The sequence below is a fragment of the Thiomonas arsenitoxydans genome (genome assembly GCF_000253115.1).
GTDB classification, from domain to species: domain Bacteria; phylum Pseudomonadota; class Gammaproteobacteria; order Burkholderiales; family Burkholderiaceae_C; genus Thiomonas; species Thiomonas arsenitoxydans.
Genome location: NC_014145.1, coordinates 2,544,763 through 2,570,618, shown reverse-complemented (window position 1 = coordinate 2,570,618; position 25,856 = coordinate 2,544,763). Strand labels below are relative to the sequence as shown.

At 65.9% G+C, this 25,856-nt stretch carries 26 protein-coding genes; 7 read left to right on the top strand and 19 right to left on the bottom strand.

Annotated elements, in window-relative coordinates; all coding sequences use genetic code 11:
* The first annotated feature begins 3 nt into the window (after positions 1 to 3).
* From THI_RS11990 to THI_RS11975, 4 genes are read left to right on the top strand one after another with little or no spacing between them, the layout of a single operon-like run.
* On the top strand, positions 4 to 1,035 hold the full coding sequence (locus tag THI_RS11990; RefSeq protein WP_013106519.1) for a chorismate transformation FkbO/Hyg5 family protein: 1,032 nt from the start codon (positions 4 to 6) through the stop codon (positions 1,033 to 1,035).
* A complete protein-coding gene (locus tag THI_RS11985) occupies positions 1,032 to 1,871 on the top strand; it encodes a MipA/OmpV family protein (protein WP_013106518.1) in 840 nt (279 codons plus the stop codon). Before THI_RS11990 ends, THI_RS11985 begins: the two co-directional genes overlap by 4 nt.
* The gene (locus THI_RS11980; protein ID WP_013106517.1) at positions 1,864 to 2,673 is read left to right on the top strand and encodes a lysophospholipid acyltransferase family protein; all 810 of its coding nucleotides are present in this window, start codon (positions 1,864 to 1,866) and stop codon (positions 2,671 to 2,673) included. The genes THI_RS11985 and THI_RS11980 overlap by 8 nt, the downstream gene beginning before the upstream one ends.
* The gene (locus THI_RS11975) at positions 2,666 to 3,466 is read left to right on the top strand and encodes a glycosyltransferase family 2 protein (RefSeq protein WP_013106516.1); all 801 of its coding nucleotides are present in this window, start codon (positions 2,666 to 2,668) and stop codon (positions 3,464 to 3,466) included. The genes THI_RS11980 and THI_RS11975 overlap by 8 nt, the downstream gene beginning before the upstream one ends.
* Here THI_RS11975 and THI_RS11970 read toward each other — a convergent pair whose 3' ends face one another.
* From THI_RS11970 to THI_RS11905, 14 genes are all read right to left on the bottom strand, one after another.
* Entirely contained in the window at positions 3,467 to 4,777 is a 1,311-nt protein-coding gene (locus THI_RS11970) for a cation:proton antiporter (protein WP_013106515.1), read from the bottom strand. It lies immediately after the preceding gene.
* 33 nt (positions 4,778 to 4,810) lie between these two features.
* Entirely contained in the window at positions 4,811 to 5,551 is a 741-nt protein-coding gene (gene fabG / locus THI_RS11965) for a 3-oxoacyl-ACP reductase FabG (protein WP_013106514.1), read from the bottom strand.
* Positions 5,544 to 6,020: a hotdog family protein gene (locus tag THI_RS11960; protein WP_013106513.1), complete on the bottom strand. Its 477-nt coding sequence runs from the start codon at positions 6,018 to 6,020 to the stop codon at positions 5,544 to 5,546. The genes fabG and THI_RS11960 overlap by 8 nt, the downstream gene beginning before the upstream one ends.
* Positions 6,014 to 6,832: a beta-ketoacyl synthase chain length factor gene (locus THI_RS11955; protein WP_013106512.1), complete on the bottom strand. Its 819-nt coding sequence runs from the start codon at positions 6,830 to 6,832 to the stop codon at positions 6,014 to 6,016. The genes THI_RS11960 and THI_RS11955 overlap by 7 nt, the downstream gene beginning before the upstream one ends.
* Positions 6,829 to 8,058, bottom strand: coding sequence for a beta-ketoacyl-[acyl-carrier-protein] synthase family protein (locus THI_RS11950; RefSeq protein WP_013106511.1), 1,230 nt, complete (start codon positions 8,056 to 8,058; stop codon positions 6,829 to 6,831). The genes THI_RS11955 and THI_RS11950 overlap by 4 nt, the downstream gene beginning before the upstream one ends.
* 26 nt (positions 8,059 to 8,084) lie before the next feature.
* Positions 8,085 to 8,834, bottom strand: coding sequence for a class I SAM-dependent methyltransferase (locus THI_RS11945; protein ID WP_013106510.1), 750 nt, complete (start codon positions 8,832 to 8,834; stop codon positions 8,085 to 8,087).
* Entirely contained in the window at positions 8,831 to 9,697 is an 867-nt protein-coding gene (locus THI_RS11940; protein WP_013106509.1) for a polysaccharide deacetylase family protein, read from the bottom strand. Before THI_RS11940 ends, THI_RS11945 begins: the two co-directional genes overlap by 4 nt.
* A gap of 3 nt (positions 9,698 to 9,700) precedes the next feature.
* On the bottom strand, positions 9,701 to 12,103 hold the full coding sequence (locus THI_RS11935; protein ID WP_013106508.1) for an MMPL family transporter: 2,403 nt from the start codon (positions 12,101 to 12,103) through the stop codon (positions 9,701 to 9,703).
* 37 nt (positions 12,104 to 12,140) lie between these two features.
* On the bottom strand, positions 12,141 to 12,734 hold the full coding sequence (locus tag THI_RS11930; RefSeq protein WP_013106507.1) for a LolA-related protein: 594 nt from the start codon (positions 12,732 to 12,734) through the stop codon (positions 12,141 to 12,143).
* Positions 12,731 to 13,597 carry a lysophospholipid acyltransferase family protein gene (locus THI_RS11925; protein WP_231836519.1) on the bottom strand — a complete coding sequence of 289 codons (867 nt, stop codon included), beginning with the start codon at positions 13,595 to 13,597 and terminating at the stop codon, positions 12,731 to 12,733. Before THI_RS11925 ends, THI_RS11930 begins: the two co-directional genes overlap by 4 nt.
* Before the next feature lie 119 nt (positions 13,598 to 13,716).
* A complete protein-coding gene (locus THI_RS19390) occupies positions 13,717 to 14,052 on the bottom strand; it encodes an ApeI family dehydratase (RefSeq protein ID WP_013106505.1) in 336 nt (111 codons plus the stop codon).
* The gene (locus THI_RS11915; protein WP_013106504.1) at positions 14,049 to 15,401 is read right to left on the bottom strand and encodes an AMP-binding protein; all 1,353 of its coding nucleotides are present in this window, start codon (positions 15,399 to 15,401) and stop codon (positions 14,049 to 14,051) included. Before THI_RS11915 ends, THI_RS19390 begins: the two co-directional genes overlap by 4 nt.
* 22 nt (positions 15,402 to 15,423) lie before the next feature.
* Entirely contained in the window at positions 15,424 to 16,131 is a 708-nt protein-coding gene (locus THI_RS11910; RefSeq protein ID WP_013106503.1) for a COG4648 family protein, read from the bottom strand.
* A complete protein-coding gene (locus tag THI_RS11905) occupies positions 16,131 to 16,421 on the bottom strand; it encodes a phosphopantetheine-binding protein (protein WP_013106502.1) in 291 nt (96 codons plus the stop codon). Before THI_RS11905 ends, THI_RS11910 begins: the two co-directional genes overlap by 1 nt.
* A gap of 247 nt (positions 16,422 to 16,668) precedes the next feature.
* Between THI_RS11905 and THI_RS11900 the strand changes: the two genes are divergently transcribed.
* Together THI_RS11900 and THI_RS11895 are read left to right on the top strand one after the other, a co-directional pair.
* On the top strand, positions 16,669 to 18,669 hold the full coding sequence (locus THI_RS11900) for a DEAD/DEAH box helicase (RefSeq protein ID WP_013106501.1): 2,001 nt from the start codon (positions 16,669 to 16,671) through the stop codon (positions 18,667 to 18,669).
* Positions 18,670 to 18,717: 48 nt separating this feature from the next.
* Positions 18,718 to 19,950: a spore maturation protein gene (locus THI_RS11895; protein ID WP_013106500.1), complete on the top strand. Its 1,233-nt coding sequence runs from the start codon at positions 18,718 to 18,720 to the stop codon at positions 19,948 to 19,950.
* A gap of 12 nt (positions 19,951 to 19,962) precedes the next feature.
* On the opposite strand, the gene THI_RS11890 is transcribed toward THI_RS11895, so the two are convergent.
* The 5 genes from THI_RS11890 to THI_RS11870 all read right to left on the bottom strand — a co-directional run bounded on the left by THI_RS11890 (position 19,963) and on the right by THI_RS11870 (position 25,303).
* Positions 19,963 to 20,484 (bottom strand): hypothetical protein, encoded by a 522-nt coding sequence (locus THI_RS11890; RefSeq protein WP_013106499.1) that lies wholly within the window; start codon positions 20,482 to 20,484, stop codon positions 19,963 to 19,965.
* An 81-nt stretch (positions 20,485 to 20,565) separates the two neighbouring features.
* Positions 20,566 to 21,813: a M20/M25/M40 family metallo-hydrolase gene (locus THI_RS11885; protein ID WP_013106498.1), complete on the bottom strand. Its 1,248-nt coding sequence runs from the start codon at positions 21,811 to 21,813 to the stop codon at positions 20,566 to 20,568.
* Positions 21,810 to 23,582, bottom strand: coding sequence for a 2-oxo-4-hydroxy-4-carboxy-5-ureidoimidazoline decarboxylase (gene uraD, locus THI_RS11880; protein WP_013106497.1), 1,773 nt, complete (start codon positions 23,580 to 23,582; stop codon positions 21,810 to 21,812). Before uraD ends, THI_RS11885 begins: the two co-directional genes overlap by 4 nt.
* Positions 23,583 to 23,584: 2 nt before the next feature.
* The gene (gene puuE / locus THI_RS11875; RefSeq protein ID WP_013106496.1) at positions 23,585 to 24,532 is read right to left on the bottom strand and encodes an allantoinase PuuE; all 948 of its coding nucleotides are present in this window, start codon (positions 24,530 to 24,532) and stop codon (positions 23,585 to 23,587) included.
* A 9-nt stretch (positions 24,533 to 24,541) separates the two neighbouring features.
* A complete protein-coding gene (locus tag THI_RS11870; RefSeq protein WP_141130588.1) occupies positions 24,542 to 25,303 on the bottom strand; it encodes a GntR family transcriptional regulator in 762 nt (253 codons plus the stop codon).
* A gap of 171 nt (positions 25,304 to 25,474) precedes the next feature.
* On the opposite strand from THI_RS11870, the gene uraH reads away from it, so the two are divergent.
* Positions 25,475 to 25,828 (top strand): hydroxyisourate hydrolase, encoded by a 354-nt coding sequence (uraH, locus tag THI_RS11865; RefSeq protein WP_013106494.1) that lies wholly within the window; start codon positions 25,475 to 25,477, stop codon positions 25,826 to 25,828.
* Positions 25,829 to 25,856: the final 28 nt, after the last annotated feature.

Here is a 25,856-nt window from a genome sequence, read left to right as displayed (position 1 = left end):
TTCATGCTGCAACTGCTGCACCTGCCTGCAAGCGCGCTGGCCCAAGCCGCGCGCGACGCGTCTTCTCCCCTGCTCGGCGCCGCCTGTTTTGGCGCAGGCGCAGGCCCGATTCCGCACCCTCTTTTTCCGCTGGCCAGCGTTCAGGTCGAACCGCTGGCGAGCGAGCCCGCCTTGTGCGAAGCCTGGTCGACACAAGGGCCGCTGCAGCCGGGCAAGACGGGGTGCGTACATTGGTGCAGTAACGGTGACGTGTTATTCGCCGTGCTGCAGGTAGCAGAGGCCGTGACCGCAAACGCGGCGGGAGTGCCGCCGTTGCAGGCGGCGTCGCGCGCGGCTTATGCCGATCTGTTCACCGCGCTTGATGCGTTGGGCTACCCGCATTTGTTGCGGGTCTGGAATCATGTGCCCGATATCAATGGTGAGAGCGCAGGAGTCGAGCGCTATCGGCTGTTCAACATTGGCAGGCAAGACGCCTTTCTGGCCCACGGGCGTACTGTGTCCGGCGCCAACGTGCCCGCGGCCAGCGCCCTGGGTGCAGCGGCTAACGCGCCGCTGCTGGTGTATTGCATAGCCGCGCGCCAGCCCGCTGTGGCGATTGAAAATCCGCGGCAGCTCAGCGCCTATCACTATCCGCAAGACTATGGCCCGCGCAGCCCCACGTTTTCGCGCGCAAGTCTGGCGACTTTCGGACCGCAGCACCTGCTCTTCATCTCGGGCACCGCCAGCATCGTGGGACATCGCACCCTGCACGCCGAGGACGTGGCGGAGCAGACGCGTGAAACCTTGCGCAATGTCGAGGCTGTGTTGCAGCAGGCGCATGCGAAGGGCGTTGCGGGCATCGGGCTTGCGAACCTGTACTACAAGGTCTATGTGCGGCACCCGGCAGACTGGCCGGTCATCCGCGCCGAACTGCAGCGTGCCGCGGGCGCAGCGGTGCACGCCATCGCCTTGCAGGCTGACGTCTGCCGCTCCGATCTGCTGGTGGAAATCGAGGCGACCGGCTTGCAAACCACAAATCAGGATCTTCGCGCATGAGGCATCGTTTGCTTGTCACCGCCGCCGTCGCGCTGGCGTTTTCTACCTTGCCTGGAGCGGCTTCGGCGGAGCAGAAGCCCCTGTGGGAATTCGGTCTGGGGGTGGGCGGGGTGAGCTTCCCGGCTTATCCGGGCTCGGATGCACAGCGCAACTATGCGGTGCCTGTGCCGTATATCGTGTACTGCGGCGAGTTCATCAAGGCTGACCGCGACGGGGTGCAGGCGCGCCTGTTCGATACCGATCGGGTCGAGTCCTATTTCAGCTTCAGTGCCTCGCCTCCAGTCAACAGTTCCTCCAATGGGGCGCGCAGCGGCATGCCCGATCTCAAGCCCATGGTCGAGTTTGGTCCCGCGCTCGAAGTGCATCTGTGGCAGTCCGCCGCGCAGCGCATGCGGCTCGATTTCCGCATGCCATTGCGCACCGCCTACACCGTGCAGACGCGACCGCAGCAGGTGGGATGGGTGCTGGCTCCGGTGCTCAATCTCGACATGGGCGGCGTGGAGGGGCTGCCGGGCTGGAACCTGGGCATGCAGACCGGCCCGGTGTTCGCTGACCGACAGTACAACCAGACGTTCTATGGCGTGGACAGCGCTTACGCCACTGCCGCACGCCCCGCCTACGCGGCGTGCGGCGGCTACTCGGGTAGCCAGTTCACAGTTGCTTTGAGCAAACGATTTTCCGGTTTCTGGGCGGGCGCCTTTGCCCGCTACGACAATCTGGCCGGGGCCGTCTTTGCCGACAGTCCGCTGATGCGTCGCAGCCAGAACCTGTCGCTCGGCTTCGGCATCGCGTGGATACTCGGCCAGTCATCCAGAATGGTGGACAGTCATGAATGAGGACGTGATCGTGCCGGAGGCCGTCTCAGCGTCAACATGGCGCAATGGCTGGGATATGGCGCGGGTGTTTTTCGGGCTCGGCCTCTTGGGCGTGATGGGGCTGCTTTGGTCTCTGCTGGCCATCCCGCTGTACTACCTGCTGCCGCGCCGAGCGGGCCTCGTGGTCGGACGCTGGCTGATTCATTCGGCGTTCCGCGTGTATTTGCGTATTTTGGCGCTGATCGGCGCCTGCAACTTCGACCTTTCGGCGCTCGACTCCCTGCGCGGCCAGCCGCCCATGATCATCGCACCCAACCATCCTTCGTTGATCGACGCCGTGCTGGTGATCTCACGCTTGCCTGGGCTGGCCTGCATCATGAAGGCCAGCATTGTGGACAACCCCTCGTTGGGTGCGGGCGCACGGCTTGCGCGCTATATCCGCAACGACGCGCTGCGCAGCATGATTCACCTTGCTGTGGCCGATCTGAGATCGGGGCATCATCTGCTGCTCTTTCCCGAAGGCACGCGCAGTACGAGCCGACCCATCGGAGCCCTGCGCGGCAGCGTGGCGCTCATCGCCAAGCAGGCGCGGGTACCGGTGCAGACTGTGTTCATCGAGACCGATTCGCCCTTCCTCGCCAAAGGTTGGCCCCTGACGCGCCGACCGCAATTGCCCATCACCTACCGGGTGCGCCTGGGCAAGCGCTTCGATCCGCCTCAGGATGCGCAGGTCTTCATCGCCAAGCTCGACGCCTATTACCGCGATGCGCTGGCCGGTGCCACATTGCCGGATCCTCTCGTGGTGCCCTCCGCGGATGACTGAGCCCCAAGTTGCCCCAGGCGGCCCGTCTCCCAGCGCGACGCACCTCGTCCTGATTCCCAGCTATGACCCGGGCGCCCAGGTCTATGACACGGTGCGAGCGGCACGCGCGCAGTGGGCGCCAGTGTGGGTGGTGGTCGACGGCAGCACCGACGGTACGGCACAAGGATTGCGCGAGATGGCCGACGAAGACCCGCAGCTGCGCGTTTTCGTGCTGCCGCAAAACAGTGGCAAGGGTACGGCTGTGCTCCACGGTCTTGACGCCGCTGCGGCTGCGGGCTACAGCCACGCGCTGACCATGGATTCCGACGGCCAACATCCGGCCGAACGCATCCCCGCCTTCATGGCCGCTTCACAGCGGCAGCCGCAGGCCATGGTGCTCGGCGTGCCGGTGTTCGACGCCAACGCGCCCAATCTGCGCGTGCAGGGCCGCAAGGTCTCCAACGCCTGGGCGCATCTCGAAACCCTGTGGGCCGGCATCGGTGATTCACTCTACGGCTTTCGTGTCTACCCGGTGGCGCCACTGCGCGCGGTGATGCAGCGCCAGCACTGGATGCGTCGCTTCGACTTCGACCCCGAAGCCGTGGTGCGTCTGAGCTGGCGCGGCGTGCCTGCCGTTAACCTGCCAGCTCCGGTGCGCTACCTGCGCCCCGAGGAAGGCGGCGTGTCGCACTTCAGTTATCTGCGCGACAACGTCCTGCTGACCTGGATGCACACCCGGCTGTTCCTCGGCTTCGTACTTCGGCTGCCCCTGCTGGTATGGCAACGCGTGCGCGGAACGCCGGGCGTCGGCTGATCAGGCCTTGGCCGAGTCGACGCAGCCTTGCTCGGTGGGCTCTGTGGTCGCGAGACGCGGCAGCCACAGCCGCAGCATCGGCGCGGTGATCACGGTGCTGAAAATCGCCATCAGCGCCAGCATGGTGAATACATTGCGCGAGATGGCGCCCAGGTCGTAGCCCACGTTGATGACGATGAGCTCCATCAGCGCACGGGTGTTCATCAGGGCGCCCATTACACCGGCTTGGGGGCGGCTCATACCGCACCAGCGTGCGGCCAGATAGGCCCCGCCGAACTTGCCTAGCGTCGCCAGGGCGACGAGCAGCGCGCACCAGGCCCACAAGGTGGCGCTGGACAGGCCGCCGATGTCGGTGCGCAGGCCGGTATAGGTGAAAAAGATCGGCAGGAAAAACACGAGGACGAAGGGACTGATCTGCGCTTTCCAGGCCTGAACCAGCCGGACCTGGTCGTGCAGGATGACGCCCATCATGAAGCCGCCGAAGATGGCGAAAATACCGATTTGATAGGTGCACATGGCCGAGATGAATATGGCCGCCAGCACCACGCCCAGCAGATTCGGCGACAGATCGTCGCCACCCGCCTGAAAGTGACGGATGGCGCGGTGCATCAGCGGCCGAGCGACATACAGCCAGAGCAGTGCAAAGCCGAGCACCAACAGCACCTTCAGTCCGAAGGCGGCCGGCTCGAAATGGCTCACCGCCAAGGTGGTGACCAAGGCCAGCAACAGCCAGCCGACCACGTCGTTGAAGGCCGCGGCGCTGATGGCAATGACTCCCAGCGGGGTGCGGTGCAGGTTGAAGTCCACCAGAATTCGGCCCAGGATGGGCAGGGCAGTGATGGAGAACGACGTGGCGATGAACAGCGCGCTGATCTCGCCTCCAGCCTGCGGTGACAGCGTGGCGGCGCTGAAGGCGCCGAACCCCAGGCCGAGTGCGAAGGGCGCCAGCATACTGGCGATGCCGATCCACAGCACGGCGCGGCGGTTGCTGCGCGCGCCGAGGTGCGCAAAGTCAAACTCCAGGCCGATCTGGAACATCAACAGGATCAGGCCGATCTGCGACAGGATTTGCAGCGGCGTTCCCGAGGCGGAATGAAAGACGACATGGAACACATCAGGAGCAAGCAGGCCGAACAGAGAAGGCCCGAGCAGAATACCGATCACGATCTCGCCGACTGCAGCCGTCTGTCCAAGCCGCCGCGCCAGCGCGCCGCCGAAGCGTCCGGTCAGCACGATGACCGTGAGCTGCAGCAGGGTGAAGAACAGCAGGGTTTCGGCAGCGTGGACGGAGAGGGGCGTGTTGACGCTCATAGGCAATGGCGGGGTGGGCAGGGCGGACCGAGATCAGATCATGCCGCCATTGATGGAAATGATCTGGCCGCTGATGTAGCCCGCTTGATCGGACGCAAGGAAACCGACGAGATCGGCCACTTCCTCGGGCTGGCCCGCGCGCTTCATTGGCACGAGCCGCGCCACGGCGTCAGCGTCGAAGTTGTCCGCGCTCATCGGTGTGGCGATGATGCCGGGAGCCACCGCGTTCACGGTGATGCCGCGGCTGGCCACTTCCAGCGCCAGTGATTTGGTGGCGGCGTGCAGCGCACCCTTGGCGGCGGCATAGTTCACCTGGCCACGGTTGCCCGTGATGGCGGCTACCGAGGTGATGTTGATGACACGCCCCCAACGGGTGCGGATCATGGGCAGCATCAACGGCCGGGTGAGGTGGAAAAAGCTGTTGAGGTTGACGTCGATGACCCGTTGCCATTGGTCGGCACGCATGCCGGGAAACACCGCGTCATCATGCAGACCGGCATTGTTGACCAGCACCTGGATCGGTCCGCCGGCCAGGAGCTCCTCGGCGGCTGCCGCGGTGGCCGCCGGGTCGCTCAGGTCGAAGGCCAGTGCCTGCGCGGTGTGGCCCTGGCCGCGCAGTTCTGCAGCCAAGGACTGGGCACGCAGCAAGCCGCTGTTGGCGTGGATGAATACGGCAAAACCATCAGCGGCTAGGCGACGGCAGATCGCGGCGCCTATGCCGCCGCTGCCGCCGGTGACCAAGGCGCGTCGTGCTTGTGGCGTGGTGTCATTCATCGGTTTGATCTCCGGCGTCGCCCAACAGGACCGACGCGCGGCCTTCCAGCAGCAGTCGGTCTGCAGCGTGCACGCTGAACTGGTAGAGCAGCATGCTGGCATCGCCGCTGATGCGCTCGGCATGCACAGCGAGATCGGCGGCGATGTCGTCGATGCGGGTGGCAAGCAGTTGCACCGCGCGCACGCTGACCAGCATGCCGGGTCGCGGCGGTGCTTCCAGCGGCGCGGCCAAGGCGCCGTGCACTGCCATGGCCTGAGCGGCGTATTCGATCCCGCAAGCTGCTCCGAGCCGGTCGAACTGACGCAAGGGGTTGTTCGCGTCGCAGTGGCTGCTGGCGCTGCAGACAATGCGCTGCGCGTCCCACGCCAGCACCCGGTCGAGCAGACACATGGCACCCTGATGCGGAATGTGCGCGGCGATCCAGGCGTGATCGCGTGCGCTCTCGTCAGGTTGGTCGGGGTTCAGCATGGAGCGAGGTGCACTTCAAATGGTTGACCAGGAAACTGTTCAAGTACCACGGTGTCGCTCTGTCTTTTGCACAGGGCTTGCAGCAACGGTAGGCAGCGGGCTGCGGGGATGGAGCGACGCAGGGTTTCCAGCCCGGCATCGGTCAGCCGGTTTGCGGGGGTGCGGGTGAAGGGCAGATTCGGATCCAGGCTGAGCCGGGCCAGGGTGTGCGCCCCCGCCTCTGGCGCGAGGGCCAGTGCAACGCCAAAGCTGTCGGGGATGGGGCGGGCGCTGTGCAGCGGCTCGGGATAGCAGGTGTCGTAGGCCAGCAGCAGCACGGGCCGGCGCAGAAGCGTGACTTGCACCAGTGCTTCGAGCAGCCCGGCAGCAAAGCTGGCATCGAACGCACACAGCACTGCGGACGGGGCCATGGCCCCGGTGGCGATGCCCCAATAGCCTGAGGCTGCGTTGTGCACCGAGTTGTGAAAGCGGGTCGGCGAAATCAGCCGGTCGCTTGATGCGAGGGCGTCGCAGATCTCGTGGCAGTTCCGTCCGTCGCCACTGGAGGAAGAAAACACGGTGGCCAGATCGGCGGCCTGCATTCCGGCTGCCGCCACGGCCTCCAGTCCCGTGGCCAGGGTGAGCTTGATGACGGCGGTTGCGCGGCGGCGTTCGGCCGGCGGCAGAATTTGCGGCGTCGGCAGCACGGTCGGTTCCGGCACATAGGGCGCTTCGTCCGTCAACACGGCGCGCGCCTGCGGCCAGTCGCGCAAGCCGGGGCCGAGCAGGCCGATGCCGTCCACGCAGGCGCTGAGCAGCTTGGGCGGGCTCATTGGGCATCTCCTCGTGCCAGCACCAGGCTGCAATTGGTGCCGCCGAACCCGAAGGAATTGCTCAGCACCCGGCGTGGCGCAGAAGGGCGTGCTTCCAGCAGGTAGTTCAGCGGCGCGACGCTGGCGATGGCCGGGTCGAGCGCAGTGGCGCCCACGCCGCCGGGCAGCACGCCGTGGCGCAGCGCGAGCAGGGAGAACACGGCTTCCAAACCGCCAGCGGCGCCCAGCGTATGGCCGGTGGCGCCCTTGGTCGAACTGCAGGGCGTTGTGGGGCCGAACAGCGCGCCCACTGCGCGGCCTTCTGCGTTGTCGTTGCTGGGCGTGGCGGTGCCGTGCAGATTGATGTAGTCGATCTCGTCAGCCTGCAGACCGGCTTGCGCCAGCGCCGCCTGCATGGCGCTGCGTGCGCCCAGGCCGTCCGGGTGTGGCGATGACATGTGATACGCGTCACTCGACTCTCCGACGCCCAGCAGCAGCACGGCGTCGTCCGCCGGACGTGCAGGGGCGGCTTCAAGCAGCACGAAGGCGGCGGCCTCTCCGATGGACAGGCCGTGACGCTGTGCGTCAAACGGGCGGCAGGGTTGGGTGGAGAGCAGTTCCAGCGAGTTGAAACCGTACAGCGTGGTCAGGCACAGGCTGTCGACGCCACCCACCAGGGCGCAGTCGATCAGTCCGGCGGCGATCATGCGCTGCGCGTTGCCGAAGACCTTGGCGCTGCTGGAGCACGCGGACGACACCACCATGGCCGGGCCGAGCAGGCCGAAGCGGGCGCGCACATAGGCCGCGAGTGAGAAGGTGTTGTGCGTCTGGGCGTAGTGATAACTGACGGGCAGGGCGCCGCTGGCATCGCGCTCGCGATAGGCCAGTTCCGTCTGCAGAATGCCCGAGGTGCTGGTGCCGAGCACGACCCCCACACGCTGCGCACCGTGGCGGGAAATGGCGGCTTGCACCGCCTGAATGAAGTCGTCCTGCTGCAAGGCGAGTTCAGCGAGACGGTTGTTGCGGCAGTCAAATGCAGCCAGTTCTGGCGGCAGGCGCACGTCGTCCACACCGGCGATCTCGCCGACCCAGGTGGGCAGATCCACGGTGTCGAAACTACAGGGCGAGAGGCCGCTGCGGCCGTTGCGCAGGGCCTGGAGTTGCGCGTCCAGCCCGGCGCCCAGGCAACTGGTGGCGGTGGCTGCGCCGAGTTGCAGGTGCGGCAACGTGAGGGGAGAAAGAGGCATGTGCTGAGGAGAGGACAAGAAGTGGTTCAGGGCGCGTCGACGGTCGCCACGAGTAACACATTAGCAAATGGCGTGCCCTGACTCATGGGCATGGGCTTGACCGTGAAGCCCAATGCCTGCAGGGCTTGCATCCATTCTTCCAGGTTGCGGCAATACAGATGTGCCGTGCGGTGGCCGCGAGCGCGGGTCACGATGAAGTCCACCCAGTTGCTGATGCGAAAGGGCAGTCCGGCTGCGGCGTCGCCCACCCGTAGCAGCAGCACGCCACCGGGAGTCAAGGCGTCGCGCACGCGGCGCAACACCACGTCCTGCGCGGGCCTGTCGATGTAGTGCAGCACGTCGAGAATGACCACGGCGTCGGCGTTGCCGAAGGGTGCGCTGCGGATGTCTCCCTGCTCGAAACGGGCGGCATCGCCAAGGGCGGCGTTGGCGCGCGAGACATCGCTGGCCATCAATTCAACGCCGCGCAGTGCGGTGGTTTGGGGCGGTGCGGGCCAGGCTTGCGGCCAGTTGCCCGCCGCATGGGAGCGCTGCGCCGCAAGCAGCCACGACGCCAGCAGCCCCTGGCCGCATCCGAGGTCGAGCACGCGGGCCCTTGCAGGAATGAGGCCGAATTGCAGCAGCCCGGCGAATGCCGGATCGCCCGCCAGTTTGCCGCGTGCAAAATGCCAGGCGAAGCGCCCGGCTGGCCGGTAAGGCGCGGCGGCGGCATCGATCAGGTCGGCGAGCCACGCTGCGGTGGCGTGTGAGGAGGAAGGGGGGGCGTTTGCGTTCATTGAGGCCGGGCTGGAGCCGCAGGGGTGTCGGGGGTGGCGCAGGCAACGCGCAGGGTGACTGTCGTCAGGCCGGCGGTGCGGATGGCGTGGAGCAAGGCGGGCAGCACCTCGAGGATGACCGGCCGGCCCTGCGCGGTTCGCGCGGCGTGGCCGTCATGCAGGAGCAGGATGTCGCCCGGGCCCAGCTTGTGCACCAGACGATGCAGCACCACGGCAGGGCGAGATTCGCGGGTATCGAAGCCTCGGCGGGTCCAACTGGCAAGCAGGAGTTGATGTCGCGCCAGGATCGGCCCGAGGAAAGGATTGCGCAGTCCGGCGGGGGCGCGGAAAAAGCGCGGCGTGACGCCGGTGATGTGACGCAGGTCGACTTGTGCGGCTTGCAATTCGCGGGCGTAGCCACGCGGTCCCAGCAGCGAAAAACTGTGGCGATGGCGATCGCTGTGATTCTCGACCGCATGGCCGCGCAGCACGATGGCGCGGCACAGCTCGGGGTGGGATCGGGCGCGCTCGGCGATGCAGAAGAACGTGGCGCGCGCGCCGTGGGCGTCGAGCAGATCGAGCACGGCGGGGGTGATCAAGGGATCGGGACCATCGTCGATGGTGAGCGCCACTTCGCCGCGTCGTGCGGCGGCTTCGGGCAAGCGCGTGAGGTTGGGGCCCAGCGCCTGGCTGCGCGGCCACAGGCCGGTCGCGGTGAGCACGGAGTGGTTGAGCACCAGCGCCGTCAGCGCCCAGGGCCAGAGGTCAAACTGCCACAGCACAGCGCCCAGCGCCAGGGCATGCAGGGCGATGGATGCCAGGATCAGGGGCGTGGGCTGCCAAGCCGGAACGGGTGGCAGGACGGTGGCGCAGTCGTCAGGCATGGTTCAGGATCCTGGCGAGGTCTCGGTGGTCTTGTCAGGCGCCGAGAGCATGGCCGAAAAAAGCAGGGCGAGCAGGGCGCCGGGCGCGACGGTCGCTCCCATGGCCTGCAATACGGGCACGCCCGACAGCAGCAAAGGGCCGAACCCCGCCACGGTGGTGAGATTGGCGAACAGTAAAGAGGCGAGGGTGGACGGTTCGATGCCGCCGACCTCGTCCTGTCCCTGGTTGAAGAACAGGGCGTAGTTCGAGCCCACGGCGACGATCAACATCATGCCCACCAGATGCAGTAGGGTGAGTTGAACGCCCGACAGCAGCAGCCCGGCCACGACCACGACCACGGCGGACAGGAGCGGTGCGAGCACCCGAACGGTGCGCGTTGCCGAGCGCAGTACGACCAGCAGCAACACTGCGATGGCGACAATACCAGCGAGCGACAGCTCCGACGCCGTGCGCAGATAGCCGTCGTACAAGCCGGTACTTGCGGTGCCCAGATTGATGATCAGTGCGTCGCTGCCGTGCAGAGCGGCCTGCACGCGGGCGTCGTCAATGCTGGCGCGAGGGGGCGCTCGCAGGGGCAGCAAGGCGGTCCAGCCTCCCGTAGCTTGGTGCAGCAACATGCCATCGAGTGCCAGGGAGAAGGCGGTATGCGCCAGGTCGGGCCGGGTCAGCAGCGGGAGATGGCGCGCCGCCTCGACATCGTGCAGGAAGGGGGCAAATGCTGCGGGCCTGACGGGTAGGCCGTGCAAGGCGGCATCTAGCCGGGCTTGCAGCACGGCAGCGTCAGGCAGGGCGGACTGCCTGATCCGCTGCGTGGCTAGACTGGGCAGATAACGCGCCGGGCTGTCAAAACCGGCAATTACGCCTTGTTGCTGGAGGGTTTGCAACCGGGGTGCGATGCGCTCTGCCGCAGCGAGTGCGGCCTCGAGGCTGGGGGCGTGAACGGCCACCAGATCAACGGCATCGGGCGCGCCCAGTTGTTCGCGCAGTTGCGAGTTCAGTGCAAGGGCTTGCGGGGTGATGGGGCTGAGCGCGGAGAGTTGTGTGTTCCAGAGGGTGTGGCGATGGGCCAGCACCACGGCGATCGCGCCAAGCGCAAGCAATGCGACCAGCCAGCGCAAGCTGCGCAGGCGTGCAACCAATAGCTTGAGGCGCTGCCCGGTGCGGCTGAGGTCGCGCACGGCGAAGTTGGTGGGCAGGAGTTGTGGCAACACGAAGCGCGTGACCAGAGCCGCCGCCACCAGGCCGGCTATGGAGTAAGCCCCAAGTTGGGCCAGCCCGGGAAAGTCCGAGAGCAGCAGGGTGGCAAAACCGACCACCGAGGTCAGCATGCCCAGGCGGATGGTGGGCCAGAAGCGGTGCAGCCAGTCGCTGCGCGCGGTGTCTGGCGCCGTGCCTGGCGTCCTGGCGCGCCTGGACTGGACAAACAAATAAATGGAGTAGTCCACCGCTTCGCCGATCAGGGTGGTGCCAAACCCGAGGGTGATGCCCTGGACCACACCGAATCCCAGACTGACGGCGGTGATGCCGGCCAATACGCCGGACAGCACGGGCAGGAGCCCGAGCAGCAGCACGGGCAGTGAGCGATAGACCAGCAGCAATAGGCCGACGATGAGCACGCCGCCGATGAGCGACACACGCTCGACCGCATGCCTGATGGTGGCGCGCGCTTGCACCGCAAAGACCGCTGTGCCGCTGATTACCAGGCTGGCACTGCGGGCTGCTGGCGAGCTTTGTTCCTGTTCGATCTGTTGCTGCGCGGCAGAGTAGGCGGCGCGCACGGCCTCGATGGCGGCCTGCTGGCCATCGGTGTCCGTGCCTGCAGCGCGCGTCTGTACCAGCAGCAAGGCGCGGGGCATGTCGGGCGCAGCCCACACGCCATCGTCCTTGTGCGGCTGTGCGCCTGCTGCCATGTTGTCCAGCAATTGCAGCAAGGCGCCTGTGGGGTCGGCGGGGAACAGGGATTTGAGACTGCCGCCCAGGGGCGAGGCGAGGGTGTCAATGCTGGTCGCAATGGCTTGGCGAAGGCCGGAGGCTGAAAAGGTCTGCGGTGTGGTGGCGGGGCTGAGCAGGTATCGGTACTTGAACAGCAGGGCTTCGTCAGCGTGCGTATCGACCGGTTCGCCATTGTTGACCGAGACGAACGCTGCCTGCTGGCGCAGCCGCGCCGCCAGTGCGCGCGACAAGGCAGCGCGGGTGCGCGCGTCACTGCCGTCGATTCCCACCAGAATGAGGCGAGAGATCAGGCCGTCGCGCAACTGATCGACCAGCACCTGCTCCTGGGCTGTGGGCTTGCTCGGCAGGAAGGCCGACATATCGGCGGTATAGCGGCTTTGCAGGATGACGGCTAGGCAGGCGACGAGTGCGCCCAGCCAAAGCAGAACCGGGGTGAAGCGCCGCCGCATCATCCGTGCACGCCCAACAAAGTGAGGTTCCACCCGACGGTCATTGCACGGGTTGCTCGTGAATGGTCATCAGTGAGCTGTCGCCGTCGGCCTGCAGCACGGCGATCGTCTGCACCTGACCCTGCCTGCCCCCGATCTGGATGCGGCGCACCCGCGCACGCGCCTTCGCGTCCACGGGAGACAGGGTGAGTTCCCAGCTTGCCGCCGTGCCATCGAGGGTGGTGGTGTAGTCGCGCTGCAGCGCCTTGCGGTCGCCGTTGAGGGTGGCCCGGATGCTGTTGATCAATACGGCAACGTCTGGATGATCGCGCAGGTCGAACTGATGGCTGCGACCATCCATTTCGAGAGTCACCTGATTGGCCTGCAGGATCAGGGTTTGCCGCTTGGGTTTGAGGGTGCGCATCTCAAGAAAGTCGGGTGCGGCAAATCGCAATTCTCCGGACGACTCGATGGGGGCGTCGAGCATCGCCAGGGTCTTGGTCTCGACAAAGGTGGCGCGGTTTGCCGGATGACGGGCCAGAGCCTGCATCAGGGTATCGAGCGTCCAGTCGGCCGCCTGGGACAGCGTTGGAACGAGCAGCGCGCTGGCGAGCAGCAGGGCGCGCAGGGCGAATCGGCGTGTGGACAGTGTCATGGCTCGGTCGGCCCGGCTGCTTCCGCTTCGGGGCCCTTCCAGAAGTCGTAGAAATTGAACCAGTTATAGGGTGCATCGGTGCAGCGCATCTCAAGGCGTTGCACATAGCTTTCCAGCGCGATGTCAATGGCGACGGCGCGCTGGCTGCGGGGGAGGCTGGTGAAGTCGGCCAGGCGCTCGAAGTGCACGTCGTAACGGTTGCCGCCGCGGTAGATGCCGAACATCAGCACCACGGGGCGCTTGAGCAGGGCGGCGATGCGCAATGGTCCGCGCGGCCAGGGCGCGGGCTGGCCGAAAAAGGGCAGGGTCGCCGTGCTGTCATCGTGCAGGGACCGGTCGGCAAGAAAGCCGACTACGCCGCCCGCGTCCAGCCGGTCCTGCAATCTCAGCATGGAGTCGAGCCGTCCCAGGGGGATGATGTCCTGCGCGGCAGCGGGGTTGATGGCGTGCAGCGCGTCGTTGATCTTGCGCGCATTGTCGGGATACATCAGCAACGAAACGCGCGGCGCCGCGTCGCGCCGGGCAAGCGCTCGCAACACCTCGAAACTGCCGAAATGCGCCCCCATGAGAAACGCGCCTCGACCTTGTGCCAGAACGGCGTCCAGCACGTCTGCGCCTTGCACGCGCAGATCGAACAGATCCCATCGATCATTGAGCAGATAGACGCGGTCGTGAATGGTGGAGGCGAAGCTGAACACGTGGCGGTAGCCATCGGCCCAGTTCGCGTCGCGTCCGAGCACGCGCTTGAGATACTGGCGCGAGGCGCGCCTCGCGCCAGGTGCAAACAGCACAAAATACACCGCAATTCCCGCAAGGACGACACGCCCGATACGCCGCCCGAGTCGCAACGAAATCCAGGTCATGACACGCAGAATATGGTGGTTGCTGCGCTCCTCCGTCTGCGCCCATTCGGCGGCGGAGAGGGACGCGGTGGCGGCGATCTCCGCAGACCGTTCCGGAGTCTGGGCGGGGAAAGGCGAGGTCATGCGTCCACAGGCGCAGTGGGCTGCGCTGCATTGCACTGAATCAGTCCAGAGGCTGCCAGGCGAGCCTCACGGCCGGCATGCAGACTGAAGCGCACGCCGCCTTGCTCGTCTGGGGTATGACGGAGTTGCAGGGCTTCTCCAGGCTTGACGGCGCTGACAAACTTTGTGGCCGCGACGCGGCAGCTGCTGGCGCACAGTCCGTGGCTGACGCAGATATGGTGTAGCGCAGCGTCGAGCAGCAGCACGCCGGGCACGATGGGGTGTGCGGGAAAATGTCCGGCGAAAGCGGGATGCTCTGCGTCGTACGTCGGCAGGTTTTCGATGCGGGTCATGAACGCGCCTCCGCCTGGCTGCCCCATTCTGCCGCCAAGGCCACCAGCGCGGAGCGCGGCAGCTTGCCCGTGGCGTTACGCGGAAGAGAGTCCAGCAGCACAAGCGGGCGGGGCAGGAAGGCGGGATCGACGCGCTGTCGCAGCGCCTCGATCAGCGCTTGACGCGGTAGCGTCGGAGCGACGGCGAAAGCCATGAGCCTGGGTACGCCGGCGCTGCGGTCATCGGGCATGTGGAACGCGCCGTCGTCTACCCCCGGAATGGACAGCAGCTGGTGATTGAGGTGGGCCAGGGAACTGCGCTTGCCAGCGATGTTGACCATGTCCGCATGGCGCCCGATCAGGCGGAAATTCTGGGTGTCGATGCGGTCGACGTCGTCGCTCAGCGGCACTGGCGCAGCCAAGTGCCCGCCCTGAGCCTGCAACGTGCCGTCGGCGGCCGCGGTCAGCAAGACCTCGGGGAACAGTGTCCAGACATCGGTCTGCGCGGTGCGGCGGCTGGCAATTTGACCGGTCTCGGTGGACCCATAGATTTCGAGCAATGGCGCACCGAGGTGCTGCTCTACAGCGCACGCGAGGTCATGACCGAGCGGCGCAGTGGCACACAGCACCAACGCAATGGGCGGCAGAGTCACGCCCGAGGCCAGCAAGGCGCGCAGATGCACCGGGGTGGACACCAGCAGGCGCGGCGTCGGCACATCGGCTAGGGCGGTGGCAATATCCGCCGGATAGAACGGATGTGCCGCGCTGAGCACGGCGCCGCCCTGCAGCGCCAGCAGCAAGGTGGACTCGAAGCCATACATATGCTGCGGCGGCACCGTGCCCACGAGATGCAAGGGGCCACAGTCGGCGGCCTGGCCGAGTCTGGCGGCCCCAGCCCGCACGCAATGCGCCAACGCGCCCCAAGTTTTGCCGTGGGCGAGCGGTGTGCCGGTAGAGCCTGAGGTGAAGACTTGTGCAACGCACTGATCTGCCGGAATCATGGGCATGGCAAAGTGGGCGCCAGACACCGCGTTGCGCCGTACCGGATACTGCAGGAAAGGCAGGTCGAGCTCCCCTGGAGCATCACCCAAATGGAGCAGATCAGGAGCAAGGGCGCGAAGTTGCGCCACGGTGTCGGGTGCGCGGGAAGAGGGCAACAGGCTGGTGCGGCCACTCACCACGGTAGCTGCGAAACCGACGCAGAACTCGTAACGGTCTGAGCAGGTATTGAGCACATGCCGGGCCTCGGGCAGGGCGACGGCAAGGTGCTCGACGTCGGCCAGAAACTCCTGGACGAGCACGGGCCGGCCGCGACGCCAGGCGAAGATGGCCTCGGGGGAAGACTGCGAGAGCAGGGGCAGGTGCGACATCACGGAACAGCGCAATCGCGGCTTAGCGCCGATTGACGAGGACGGGCGGAGAGACGCTGTCCGCCGTCTCGGGGGCTGGAGCTTTGCGATTGGCGTTGTAGCGCAGATAGGAGCGGAAGGCCTGGATGGGCCCTGCGCGCTCGTCTGCGGGCACGGTGCGCAGGCGCACCAGATACTCAGCAACGAACATGCCCAGCACCAGCAGCGGACTGGCAACATTGGCAAATACCGCCCAGACCGACAAGGGTGTCGTTGCAAACAGCAGCAAGGAGCTGCCGGCCATCAGGCTGAAGAACAGCGTCCAGGCCAAAGTCACGCTGCGGGTATACCGGGTGACGAGTGCCGAAAGAGTGCCATGCGCCAGCAGCGCAAAGCGCGTGACCAAGGGCGTTTGCCCGCCGTCCAGGGTGCGGCCAAATACCCAGGCCAGCAAGGCCATCATGCCGGCATGCTCGGCAAGGTAGGCCAGGGCATAGTGGTGCAACAGCAGGGCGCGCTGGTCCCAGAGTATGGCAAGCAGCAGGGCGATCAGTGCGAGCAGCAGGAGACGCCGGGGCGACTGCCACGCCAGCCAGGTCAGCATGAGGAGGGAGGGGGCAAATGCCACGACCGCGCCGATCGGATTGGGCTGGGGCAGGCGCGCGCCAATGAACGACATCACCGGATACGCCACGCACAAAACCCCGATCAAGGCGCCGCGCAGCACTCCGGCGCGGGAGAACGCGGTCATCAGGCGCTTCTCATGGCGGCGAGGTGGTCTGCCAAGTGGCGCAGTGAACTGAAGATGCGCTGATTGTCTGCGTCATCTGCGCGCAACTGCACGCCATATTTCTTGGAGATCACCAGGGCGATTTCGAGAATGTCGATGGAATCCAGCCCCAGTCCATCTCCGTAGAGCGGTGCATCTGGATCGATGTCAGCGGCCTCGACATCCAGACCGAGCGCGTTCACCATGATCTGTGCCACGTCAAGAATGAAGGCGGGCTCGGCGGATTGGGATGGAACGACAGACTCGGACATGGGGTAAGGGAGCAGAAAAAGGATATTTCAAGGGGTTTTTGATTTTCCTCGCATTATAAAAGATGCAAGAAGGGCCAATTTCCCAAGCTGACAGAGGCTCGAATCCGGCTGCCGTGCGTCAGCAGCCGGATTCGTCTGCGCTCAACGCAGCGAACAGGCCGCCTCGTCCGGTTCCCATCCTCAGGTTCGGTGTAAAAATTGCTATAGCGCGCACAATGGAGGTTTAGCCGTCTTCAAGGCCCTCATCATGACTTCCCAAGAAAACTCCCCCTTTGCCGAACTCGGCTTGCCCGAACCGTTGCTGCAAGCCCTGCGCGATGTGGGATATGAAACCCCGTCGCCCATTCAGGCGGCCACCATTCCGCCGCTGCTGGCTGGGCGCGATGTGCTCGGCCAGGCGCAGACCGGCACGGGCAAGACGGCGGCGTTTGCGCTGCCCATCCTGGCCAAGATCGATTGCAATGCACGCCACACCCAGGCGTTGGTGCTGGCGCCTACGCGCGAACTGGCCATCCAGGTGGCCGAAGCCTTTGCGCGCTATGCCGCGCATCTGCCGGGTTTCAATGTGCTGCCGATCTATGGCGGGCAAAGCTACGTGCCGCAGCTCGCCTCGCTCAAGCGGGGCGCGCATGTCGTGGTGGGCACCCCGGGGCGCATCATCGATCACCTGGAGCGCGGCACGCTCAAGCTCGACCAGCTCGCGCACATGGTGCTCGACGAGGCGGATGAGATGCTGCGCATGGGCTTCATCGACGACGTCGAGTCCATCCTGAAAAAGACCCCGCCGCAGCGTCAGGTGGCGCTGTTTTCGGCCACCATGCCCTCGGCCATCCGGCGAATTGCACAAACCTATTTGCGCGATCCGCAGGAGATCACCATCAAGGCGGCCACGACTACCGCCACGCACATTCAGCAGCGCTACTGGATGGTCAGCGGTCTGCACAAGCTCGATGCGCTCACCCGCATTCTGGAGGTCGAGCCGTTCGAAGGCATGATCATCTTCGCCCGCACCAAGCAGGCCACCGAGGAATTGGCCGAGAAGCTGGCAGCGCGTGGATTCACCGCAGCGGCGCTCAATGGCGACGTGCCGCAGGCGCTGCGCGAGCGCATGGTGCAGCGGCTCAAGGACGGGCAGCTCGACATCCTTGTCGCCACCGATGTGGCGGCGCGCGGGCTGGATGTGGAGCGCATCAGCCATGTGGTGAACTACGACATTCCGACGGATACCGAAAGCTATGTGCACCGCATCGGCCGCACCGGTCGTGCGGGGCGCAGCGGCGACGCCATTCTGTTCGTTACCCCGCGCGAGCGGCATTTGCTGCGCGCCATTGAGCGGGCCACGCGCCAGCCCATCACGCAGATGCAGTTGCCCAGCACCGAAGCGGTGAATGACAGCCGCATCAGCCGCTTCATGGAGCGCATCACCGAGGCACGCGAGCAGGAAGGGCTGGAAGATTACCAGCGCCTGGTCGAGCGCTACGAGCAGGAATTCGACATTCCGGCCATCGAGATTGCCGCCGCGCTGGCACGTATGGTGCAAGGCAACAAGCCGCTGCTCATGCGCCCGGGCAGCGAACCGTCCTACAACGCTGATACCCGAGAGGAGAGCCGCGCGCCACGCCGCGAGCGCGAACCGCGTGAGGGCCGCGAACCGCGCGCGCCACGCCCCGCGCGGGCCACACGCGAGGAGGTCCCTGCGGCGCGTGCGCCGCGTGAGCGCGCCAAGCCCCGGGATCTCGACGATTTCACCCAAACCCTGATGCAGGCGCGTGAAGCGGCCGATGCGGCGCCCCATTCGGCGCCGCGCGAGGCCGCGTCTGCCGAACATCCGGCGCACAGCGAGCGCACCGCGCGAGGCCCGCATACCGCCAGCGATGTGCGCTTCGAGACCTACCGGGTGGAAGTCGGACGCGATCATGGCGTGGAAGTGCGCAATCTGGTCGGCGCCATCGCCAACGAGGCCGGGCTTGAAAACAAGCACATCGGCAATATCGCCATTCGCGGCGACCACAGCTTTGTCGAGCTGCCCGAAGGCATGCCCAAAGATGTGTTCCGCACCCTGCAAAAAACCTGGGTGAGTGGGCGTCAACTGCAGCTCACCAAAGCCGAGCCGGTGCGCGATACCGCCCGGGAACGTCCGGCGACCCGAGCGCCCGCGCGACGTTTCGATTCGGGCGACACGTCGCCCGCGCCCAAGCGCCGCGCCGCGCCGATGCCCGGCACCAAGTCGTTCAAGCGCAAGCCTTGACGCGGCGGGACGAAGCAGGGGCCTGAAAGCGCGGCGTCGGCAAAACGGATGCTCAACCGACTCTGGCTCGGCTTCTTTTTGGTGGCCGCCGTTGCGGCTCTGACGCGTTGGGCCTTGGGCGATGCGGCGGTATTCGCCGCGATCACCGACAGCCTGTTCGCCATGGCCAAGCTGTCGGTCGAGGTGATGGTGCTGCTGTTCGGCACGCTCACCTTGTGGCTGGGGCTGCTGCGCATCGCCGAGCGCGCGGGGCTGGTGGAGGTGCTGGCGCGGGCACTGGGCCCGCTGTTCCGGCGGCTGATGCCGGAAGTGCCGCAAGGCCATCCGGCCATCGGCCTGATCACCCTGAACTTCGCCGCCAATGTGCTGGGGCTGGACAACGCCGCCACGCCCATCGGCCTGCGCGCCATGCGCGAATTGCAAACGCTCAACCCCAGTCCGGACACGGCGAGCAATGCGCAGATCCTGTTCCTGGTGCTCAATGCCTCGTCGCTGACGCTGCTGCCGGTGAGCATTTTCATGTACCGCGCGCAGCAGGGCGCGCCCGACCCGACGCTGGTGTTTCTGCCCATTCTCATCGCCACCAGCGCGTCCACGCTAACGGGGCTGCTCAGCGTGGCGTGGATGCAGCGGCTCAAACTCTGGGACCCGGTGGCGCTGGCCTATCTGGGCGGCGGTGCGCTGCTGTTGGGCGCGCTGCTCGCGGGGCTGGCCACGCTCAGCGCGGCGGCGCTGGCCAGCGTTTCGGCGCTGGTTGGCAACCTAGTGTTGGTCGGCGTCATCCTCGCCTTCCTGCTGGCGGGCGCGATCAAACGGGTGCCGGTGTACGAGGCCTTCATCGAAGGCGCCAAGGACGGCTTTGGCGTGGCGCGCGACCTGTTGCCCTATCTGGTGGCCATGCTGTGCGCGGTAGGCGTGTTGCGCGCCTCGGGCGCGCTGGGCTATGCGCTGGAGGGCATCCGCTGGGTGGTGCACGGGCTGGGCATGAATACCGATTTCGTCGCGGCGCTGCCGACGGCGCTGGTCAAGCCGTTTTCCGGTAGTGCCGCGCGTGCCATGCTGATCGAGACCATGCAGCATTACGGCGTGGACAGCTACCCGGCGCTGCTGGCCGCGACGATGCAGGGCAGCACCGAGACGACGTTCTACGTGGTCGCGGTGTATTTCGGTGCGGTGGGCATCAAACGCGTGCGCCACACCGTGGGTTGCGCACTGGCGGCCGATCTGGCCGGAGTGGTGGCCTCGATCGCGGTGTGCGCGTGGTTCTTCGCGCCGCATTGAGCGCTTGCTGCGCTACCGTCCGAGTTGGCGCAGCAGGTTGATGGCCTTGGGCTCTCCATGTTTGGCGACCAGTGCAGCCTTGATTTCCGGGAGCAAAGCGAGCAACTGGTCGGTCGTCTGGCATTGCTCGATTCTGAGTTGCAGTCCGTAGGCCTTGATCATGCCCAGATGGCTGCTCACCAGGCCGTTGATCTGCTCGTAAAGACTGGAAAAGTCGGCAGTGGTGTTGACCTTTGCGGACTGCACGTCGAGGGGCTCCAGCGCCAGTTCGGAGGACAGTTCATCGTCATCGTGCAGAAATGAGTCAGCCTCCTCCTCAACTGTGGGTGCTGCGATCAGTTCGAGGGCGAGCAGTTGCTCCAGCGCGTCTTCTGGAGCGGAGATGGCCTGCATCAACTCCCGCAGGGTTTGTACGTTGCGTTTGCCGTCCACCAGAAGCAGCACATTGCGCAACACACGCGATTGCAGAACCGCCCGCTTGGCGATCTCGTCCTGGCCCTTTTCGGTTTTGAATAACACGCTGTCTTGGCGCATGGCGGCGTCCTTCAGGCGAATACGAAACTACGCGGACTATATAGGGCTTGGCGTCGATTCGGTCGCCTGCGGCAGGCAGACTCAGTGCAGCAGATCGAACAAGGTGCGCGCTACCACTTTGGTCGCGCGGCGCAGGTCTTCGAGCACGATGTGTTCGTCGGCGCGCTTGGCATTGCTCTCGCGCACGGTGCGCGGGCCCGCGCCGTAGATCACGGCGGGAATGCCGTGTTCGGCGTAAAGCCGCACATCGGTGTAGAGCGGGGTGCCGATCACCGGGACGGGTTCGCCGAACACGGTTTGCGCATGGCGCTGCAGTGGCGTGGCCAGGCGCTCGAAGCCGGGAATGGGTTTGAGCGCACGCGCCAGCAGCATGCGGCGAATGTCCACGGTGATGCCGGGAACCGTGGCGGCAGCCTGTTCGATCACGCGCCGCAACTCGGCTTCGACCGTGGCCGGGTCTTCTTCGGGGATCATGCGGCGGTCGAGTTTGAGCACCACCTTGCCCGGCACCACGTTGGTGTTGGTGCCGCCTTCGATCAGCCCGACGTTGAGATACGGGTGGTCGATGCCTTGCACCTGCGAATGCATCTTGCGGTAGACCGTGTTCTGGGCATAGAGGGCGTTCAGAATGGCCACGGCGCCCTGCAGTGCGTCCACGCCGGTATGCGGAATGGCGGCGTGCGCCATGACGCCGTGCACCGTCACTTCGAGTTGCAGGCAGCCGTTGTGGGCGTTAACCACCTGATAGCTGAAACCGGCGGCGATTTCCAGGTCGGGCTTGGTGAGACCATGCTCCAGCAGCCAGCCGGGGCCGAGGGTGCCGCCGAATTCTTCGTCGTAAGTGAAGTGCAGTTCGACGCCGCCCTTGAGCGGCACGCCCAGCGCTTCAAGGGCGCGCACGGCGAAGGTGTAGGTGGTGAAGTCGCATTTGCTCACGGCGGCGGCGCGGCCGTAGAGCTTGCCGTCTTCGATCTCGCCGCCGTAGGGGGGGTGCGTCCAGCCTTCGCCCGGTGGCACCACGTCGCCGTGGGCATTGAGCGCGATGACCGGGCCGCCCGCGCCATAGTTGCGCCGCACGATGAGGTTGGTGATGGACTCCAGGCCCTGCTCTTTGCAGGCTTCGGCGGGAATGGCTATTTTTTCGGCCATCAGGCCGAAGTCGGCCAGCAGCTCGGCGGTGCGTTCGGCGTGCGGGGCGTTGTTGCCAGGCGGGGTGTCGGTGGGCACGCGCACCAGTTCCTGCAGCATGCGGGTCTGTTCGTCGAAGTGGGTATCGACCCATCGGTCGAGGGCGGCGTAGGTCGTTGAGTCGCGAGTGGTGTCGGTCATGATGCGGCGAGGGTGTCGAGGAGATGTTGGAAGGCGGCGCAGGCGAGGTCGAGATCGTCGGCCGTGCTGGATTCGAGCGGGTTGTGGCTGATGCCGGCGTTTTCGCCGCGCACGAACAGCATGGCCTGCGGCATGACGGTGTGCAGCATCATGGCGTCGTGTCCGGCGCCGCTGGGCAGGTGATGCAGCGGCAGGCCGAGTGCGGCGACTGAGCGTTCCCAGTGTTGTTGCAGTGCCGGGTCGCTGGTGGCGGCCTGCTCGCGCATGGTTTGTTCGAGGGTGAAGCGCAGCTTGCGGCGGGCACAAATGGCGGCCAGCTCGGTGCGGGTGTCGGCCAGTACGGCGTCGCGCTGGGCATTGTTGGGCGCGCGGATGTCGAGGCTGAAGCGGCAGCGCCCGGGCACCACATTGATCGACCCGCCGGGCACTTCAAGCAGGCCGACGGTGCCGACGCTGTCGCCATCGGCGGCGGCGCGGCGCTCGAGAAACAGCGCCAGTTCGGCGGCGGCGCAGGCGGCATCGCGGCGCGCGTTCATCGGCGTGGTGCCAGCGTGGCTGGCCATGCCGATGATCTCGCCCACACAGCGCACGCTGGCGTTGATCGAGGTGACGATGCCCAGCGGCAGGTCGAGCGCACCCAGCACCGGGCCCTGTTCGATGTGCACTTCGACGAAGCCGAGGTAACGCGCCGCGTCGCGGCGCAGCGCCGCAATGGCGGGCAAGTCTGCGGGTAGTCCGGCGTGTCGCATGGCGTCGCGCATGGAGATGCCGTCGCGGTCTTGCTGGTCGAGCCAGGCCGGATTGAAAGCGCCGGTGAGCGCGCCCGATCCGAGGAAGGTGGCCTTGTAGCGCTGGCCTTCTTCTTCGGCGAAGGCCACGACTTCGAGGCCGAAGGGCAGGCGCCGACCCGCGCGGTGCATGGCGCGCACGCAGGCCATGGGGATGAAGTGACCGATGCGGCCGTCGTACTTGCCGGCGTTGCGCACGGTATCGTAATGGCTGCCGGTGAGTAGGCGCGGGGCTGCGGGGTCGCTGCCTGGGTAGACGCCGACCACATTGCCGACGGCGTCGATGTCCACCGTATCGAAGCCGCATTCGCGCATGGTGGCGGCAATCTCGGCGGCCGCGGCGCGGTGTGCGTCGGTGAGGTAGGTGGTGGTGAGTTCGCCGCGTTCTTTCCACGCCGGTTCGCTGTGCGTGGCGAGGTGCTCACACCAGTCCCACACGCGGTTGCCTTGTTCCGGCACGAAGCCGAATTTGTCGTTCAGCCGCAGTTCGGCAATGCGGTGGATCTGGCGCAGGGCTTCGGCAAACTCGAAGTCCGGCGGGTTGTCGGTGCGGCGCTCCAGCGTGGCGATGATCTGTGCCCGGCTCAGCCCGGCGCCGCGCGGACCGCGCACTGCGAGGATGAAGGGCCAGCCAAAGCGCGCGGTGTATTCGGCGTTGAGCGCGTTGATGCGGGCGAACTCATCGGGGGTGCAGTGCGACAGGCCGGCGCGCGATTGTTCATCCGTGGATTCGGCTGTGAGCTGGCCCGCTACGGCCGCCTTGCCCGCCAGCTCGGGGTGAGCGCGAATCAGCCCGAGCTGTTCATCGCGGCTGGCCTGGCGCACCGTCTGCACCAGCGCCGCCTTGAGGGCGGCCAGGGTGGCAAAAGGGCGGGCCGCCCAGGTGCGCGCGGCAATCCAGCGCGAGTGTTCATAGACGCCGTCGAGCAGGTCGGTGAAAGCCGACGCCGACGCGGCGTTGAGTTCAGCCAGAGTGGGCATGATCACTCCCAGACAAAAGCGGTGGCCGCATCGAAGGGATGTTCGGCGCGCCAGTGGTGTGCGATGTCGATGCGGCGCGCGATCCACACCCGGTCGTGGCGTTGCACATGGTCGAGAAAGCGCTGCAGCGCGCGGATGCGGCCGGGCCTGCCGAGCAGGCGCGCGTGCATGCCGATGCTGAGCATTTTCGGCTGATCTTCACCCTCGGCGTAGAGCGCGTCGAAACTGTCGCGCAGGTAGATGTAGAAGTCTTCGGCCTGCGCGAAACCCTGGGGCAGCGCGAAGCGCATGTCGTTGCTGTCGAGGGTGTAGGGCACGACCAGATGGGGCGCAAGGCTGCCGTCGGTCTTGCGCACCTGCAGCCAGAACGGCAGGTCGTCGCCGTAATAGTCGCTGTCGTAGGCGAAGCCGCCGAAGTCGGCTACCAGGCGGCGGGTGTTGGGGCTGTCGCGGCCGGTGTACCAGCCCAGAGGACGCACGCCGCAGACGGCTTCAATCGCCTCCATGCCCAGCCGCATGTGCTCGCGCTCGGTGGCTTCGTCGAGGTTTTGATAATGAATCCAGCGCCAGCCGTGACAGGCGATTTCATGGCCGAGTTCCACGCAGGCGCGGGCCAGGTCGGGCGTGCGCTGCAAGGCCATGCCCACGCCGAAGACCGTCAGCGGCAAGCCACGGCGCTCGAACTCGCGCAGGATGCGCCACACACCGGCGCGCGAGCCGTATTCATAAATGCTCTCCATGCTGAGGTGCCGCGCCGGGTAGGCGGCGGGATTGAACAGTTCGGAGAGGAACTGCTCGCTGCCCGCGTCGCCATGCAGCACGCAGTTCTCGCCGCCTTCTTCGATGTTGAGCACGAACTGCAGCGCCACGCGGGCCTCTCCCGGCCAGTTGGCCTGTGGCGGGTTGCGGCCGTAGCCGACGAGGTCGCGGGGATAGGGATGGGTCGACATAGTTAACTCTCAGGCCGCGTAGCTGCCCAACGCCTGCGCGAGATCGGCGCTGCTGGTTCTCGGGTGATAGAGCAGACTGCTTTCGGTGGCCAGAAGATGGGCCTCCATCAAAGCCTTGGCCTTGGCAACGTCGCGCGCCTCCAGGGCCTTGAGGATGTTGACGTGTTCGTCTGACGAATGCTGCGCCGCGCGCGACGACTGATACATCAGCGTAATGAGGGCGCAGCGCGAGATCAGCTCCGACAGAATCTGCGCCAGCACATGGTTGCCGATGCGCTCGGCCATCAGCACATGAAAATCGCCCAAGAGCCGCGTGCGACCCGTCACATCCACCCGGCTGACCACGGCCTGCTCCTGCTTGAGGTGGGCACGGAGGGCGCGGAAATCGCTCGCCACGGCCTTTTCGCAAAACTCCTCGACCAGATGCTGTTCGAGCATTCGTCGCACCGCGAACACCTGCTGCGCTTCCTCGACTGAAGGTTGCGAGACAAAGGCGCCCCGGGCGGGCTCCAGCGTGACCAAATGATCGCGCGCGAGCTGGAACAAGGCTTGCCGCACGATGGTGCGCGACACCCCGTAGATCGCCGCAATCTTTTGCTCGGTGAGCTTGGCGCCGGGCGCCAGACGGTGTTCGATGATGGCTGCGGTGATGGCTGCGACGATGATCTGCGTCGAGTCAGGCAGCGAGCTTTCGGCAGCGGCCACCGCACTCACGATCGTTCCAGCTGGGGTTTGTTGGGCCTTCGAGGTTTTTTTGCGGCTTGCTGTCATGGCTTCACTCCTTGCGATGTTTTCCGGGACGGTGTTTGCTGTCTCCAGGGCGTGTTCACTTGCAGCGTTTGCATTGTTGTGATTCTGTTTGACTTGCAATAGCATACAACTTAAATTGCGATTGTATGCAAAAAATGTAGACCGAAATCAACGAATGGATCGATGACCACAATGGGCGCCTTGACCACACACATTCTCGACACCGCGCATGGACGGCCGGCCGCTGCCGTGCAGATCGATCTGTATGCCGAGCAAGGCGCAGAGTGGGCGCTGCTGCGTTCCGTGCAGACCAATGCCGATGGTCGTTGCGATGCGCCGCTGCTGCACGGCGCCGATCTGCAGCCCGGAAGATACCGGCTGGTGTTCCAGATCGGCGCCTATTTCAGGGCGCTCGGGCTGGCCTTGCCGCAGCCGCCTTTTCTCGATCAGATTCCCCTGGAGTTCGGCGTGGCCGATGCGCAGCAGCACTATCACGTGCCCTTGCTGGTGTCGCCCTGGAGTTATTCGACTTACCGTGGCAGTTAGACATCACGGACGACTGTTTGCTGTTTTA

Coding starts and splice junctions, on each gene's coding strand:
- THI_RS11960 (WP_013106513.1), bottom strand. CDS start 6,020: ATGCTGAACCCCGACCAACCTGACGAGAGCGCACGCGATCACGCCTGG.
- THI_RS19390 (WP_013106505.1), bottom strand. CDS start 14,052: ATGACCCGCATCGAAAACCTGCCGACGTACGACGCAGAGCATCCCGCT.
- THI_RS11900 (WP_013106501.1), top strand. CDS start 16,669: ATGACTTCCCAAGAAAACTCCCCCTTTGCCGAACTCGGCTTGCCCGAA.
- THI_RS11910 (WP_013106503.1), bottom strand. CDS start 16,131: ATGACCGCGTTCTCCCGCGCCGGAGTGCTGCGCGGCGCCTTGATCGGG.
- THI_RS11990 (WP_013106519.1), top strand. CDS start 4: ATGCTGCAACTGCTGCACCTGCCTGCAAGCGCGCTGGCCCAAGCCGCG.
- THI_RS11905 (WP_013106502.1), bottom strand. CDS start 16,421: ATGTCCGAGTCTGTCGTTCCATCCCAATCCGCCGAGCCCGCCTTCATT.
- uraD (WP_013106497.1), bottom strand. CDS start 23,582: ATGCCCACTCTGGCTGAACTCAACGCCGCGTCGGCGTCGGCTTTCACC.
- THI_RS11870 (WP_141130588.1), bottom strand. CDS start 25,303: ATGACAGCAAGCCGCAAAAAAACCTCGAAGGCCCAACAAACCCCAGCT.
- THI_RS11935 (WP_013106508.1), bottom strand. CDS start 12,103: ATGATGCGGCGGCGCTTCACCCCGGTTCTGCTTTGGCTGGGCGCACTC.
- fabG (WP_013106514.1), bottom strand. CDS start 5,551: ATGAATGACACCACGCCACAAGCACGACGCGCCTTGGTCACCGGCGGC.
- THI_RS11945 (WP_013106510.1), bottom strand. CDS start 8,834: ATGAACGCAAACGCCCCCCCTTCCTCCTCACACGCCACCGCAGCGTGG.
- THI_RS11890 (WP_013106499.1), bottom strand. CDS start 20,484: ATGCGCCAAGACAGCGTGTTATTCAAAACCGAAAAGGGCCAGGACGAG.
- THI_RS11950 (WP_013106511.1), bottom strand. CDS start 8,058: ATGCCTCTTTCTCCCCTCACGTTGCCGCACCTGCAACTCGGCGCAGCC.
- THI_RS11975 (WP_013106516.1), top strand. CDS start 2,666: ATGACTGAGCCCCAAGTTGCCCCAGGCGGCCCGTCTCCCAGCGCGACG.
- THI_RS11970 (WP_013106515.1), bottom strand. CDS start 4,777: ATGAGCGTCAACACGCCCCTCTCCGTCCACGCTGCCGAAACCCTGCTG.
- THI_RS11930 (WP_013106507.1), bottom strand. CDS start 12,734: ATGACACTGTCCACACGCCGATTCGCCCTGCGCGCCCTGCTGCTCGCC.
- uraH (WP_013106494.1), top strand. CDS start 25,475: ATGGGCGCCTTGACCACACACATTCTCGACACCGCGCATGGACGGCCG.
- THI_RS11885 (WP_013106498.1), bottom strand. CDS start 21,813: ATGACCGACACCACTCGCGACTCAACGACCTACGCCGCCCTCGACCGA.
- THI_RS11940 (WP_013106509.1), bottom strand. CDS start 9,697: ATGCCTGACGACTGCGCCACCGTCCTGCCACCCGTTCCGGCTTGGCAG.
- THI_RS11915 (WP_013106504.1), bottom strand. CDS start 15,401: ATGTCGCACCTGCCCCTGCTCTCGCAGTCTTCCCCCGAGGCCATCTTC.
- THI_RS11980 (WP_013106517.1), top strand. CDS start 1,864: ATGAATGAGGACGTGATCGTGCCGGAGGCCGTCTCAGCGTCAACATGG.
- THI_RS11925 (WP_231836519.1), bottom strand. CDS start 13,597: ATGACCTGGATTTCGTTGCGACTCGGGCGGCGTATCGGGCGTGTCGTC.
- THI_RS11955 (WP_013106512.1), bottom strand. CDS start 6,832: ATGAGCCCGCCCAAGCTGCTCAGCGCCTGCGTGGACGGCATCGGCCTG.
- puuE (WP_013106496.1), bottom strand. CDS start 24,532: ATGTCGACCCATCCCTATCCCCGCGACCTCGTCGGCTACGGCCGCAAC.
- THI_RS11985 (WP_013106518.1), top strand. CDS start 1,032: ATGAGGCATCGTTTGCTTGTCACCGCCGCCGTCGCGCTGGCGTTTTCT.
- THI_RS11895 (WP_013106500.1), top strand. CDS start 18,718: ATGCTCAACCGACTCTGGCTCGGCTTCTTTTTGGTGGCCGCCGTTGCG.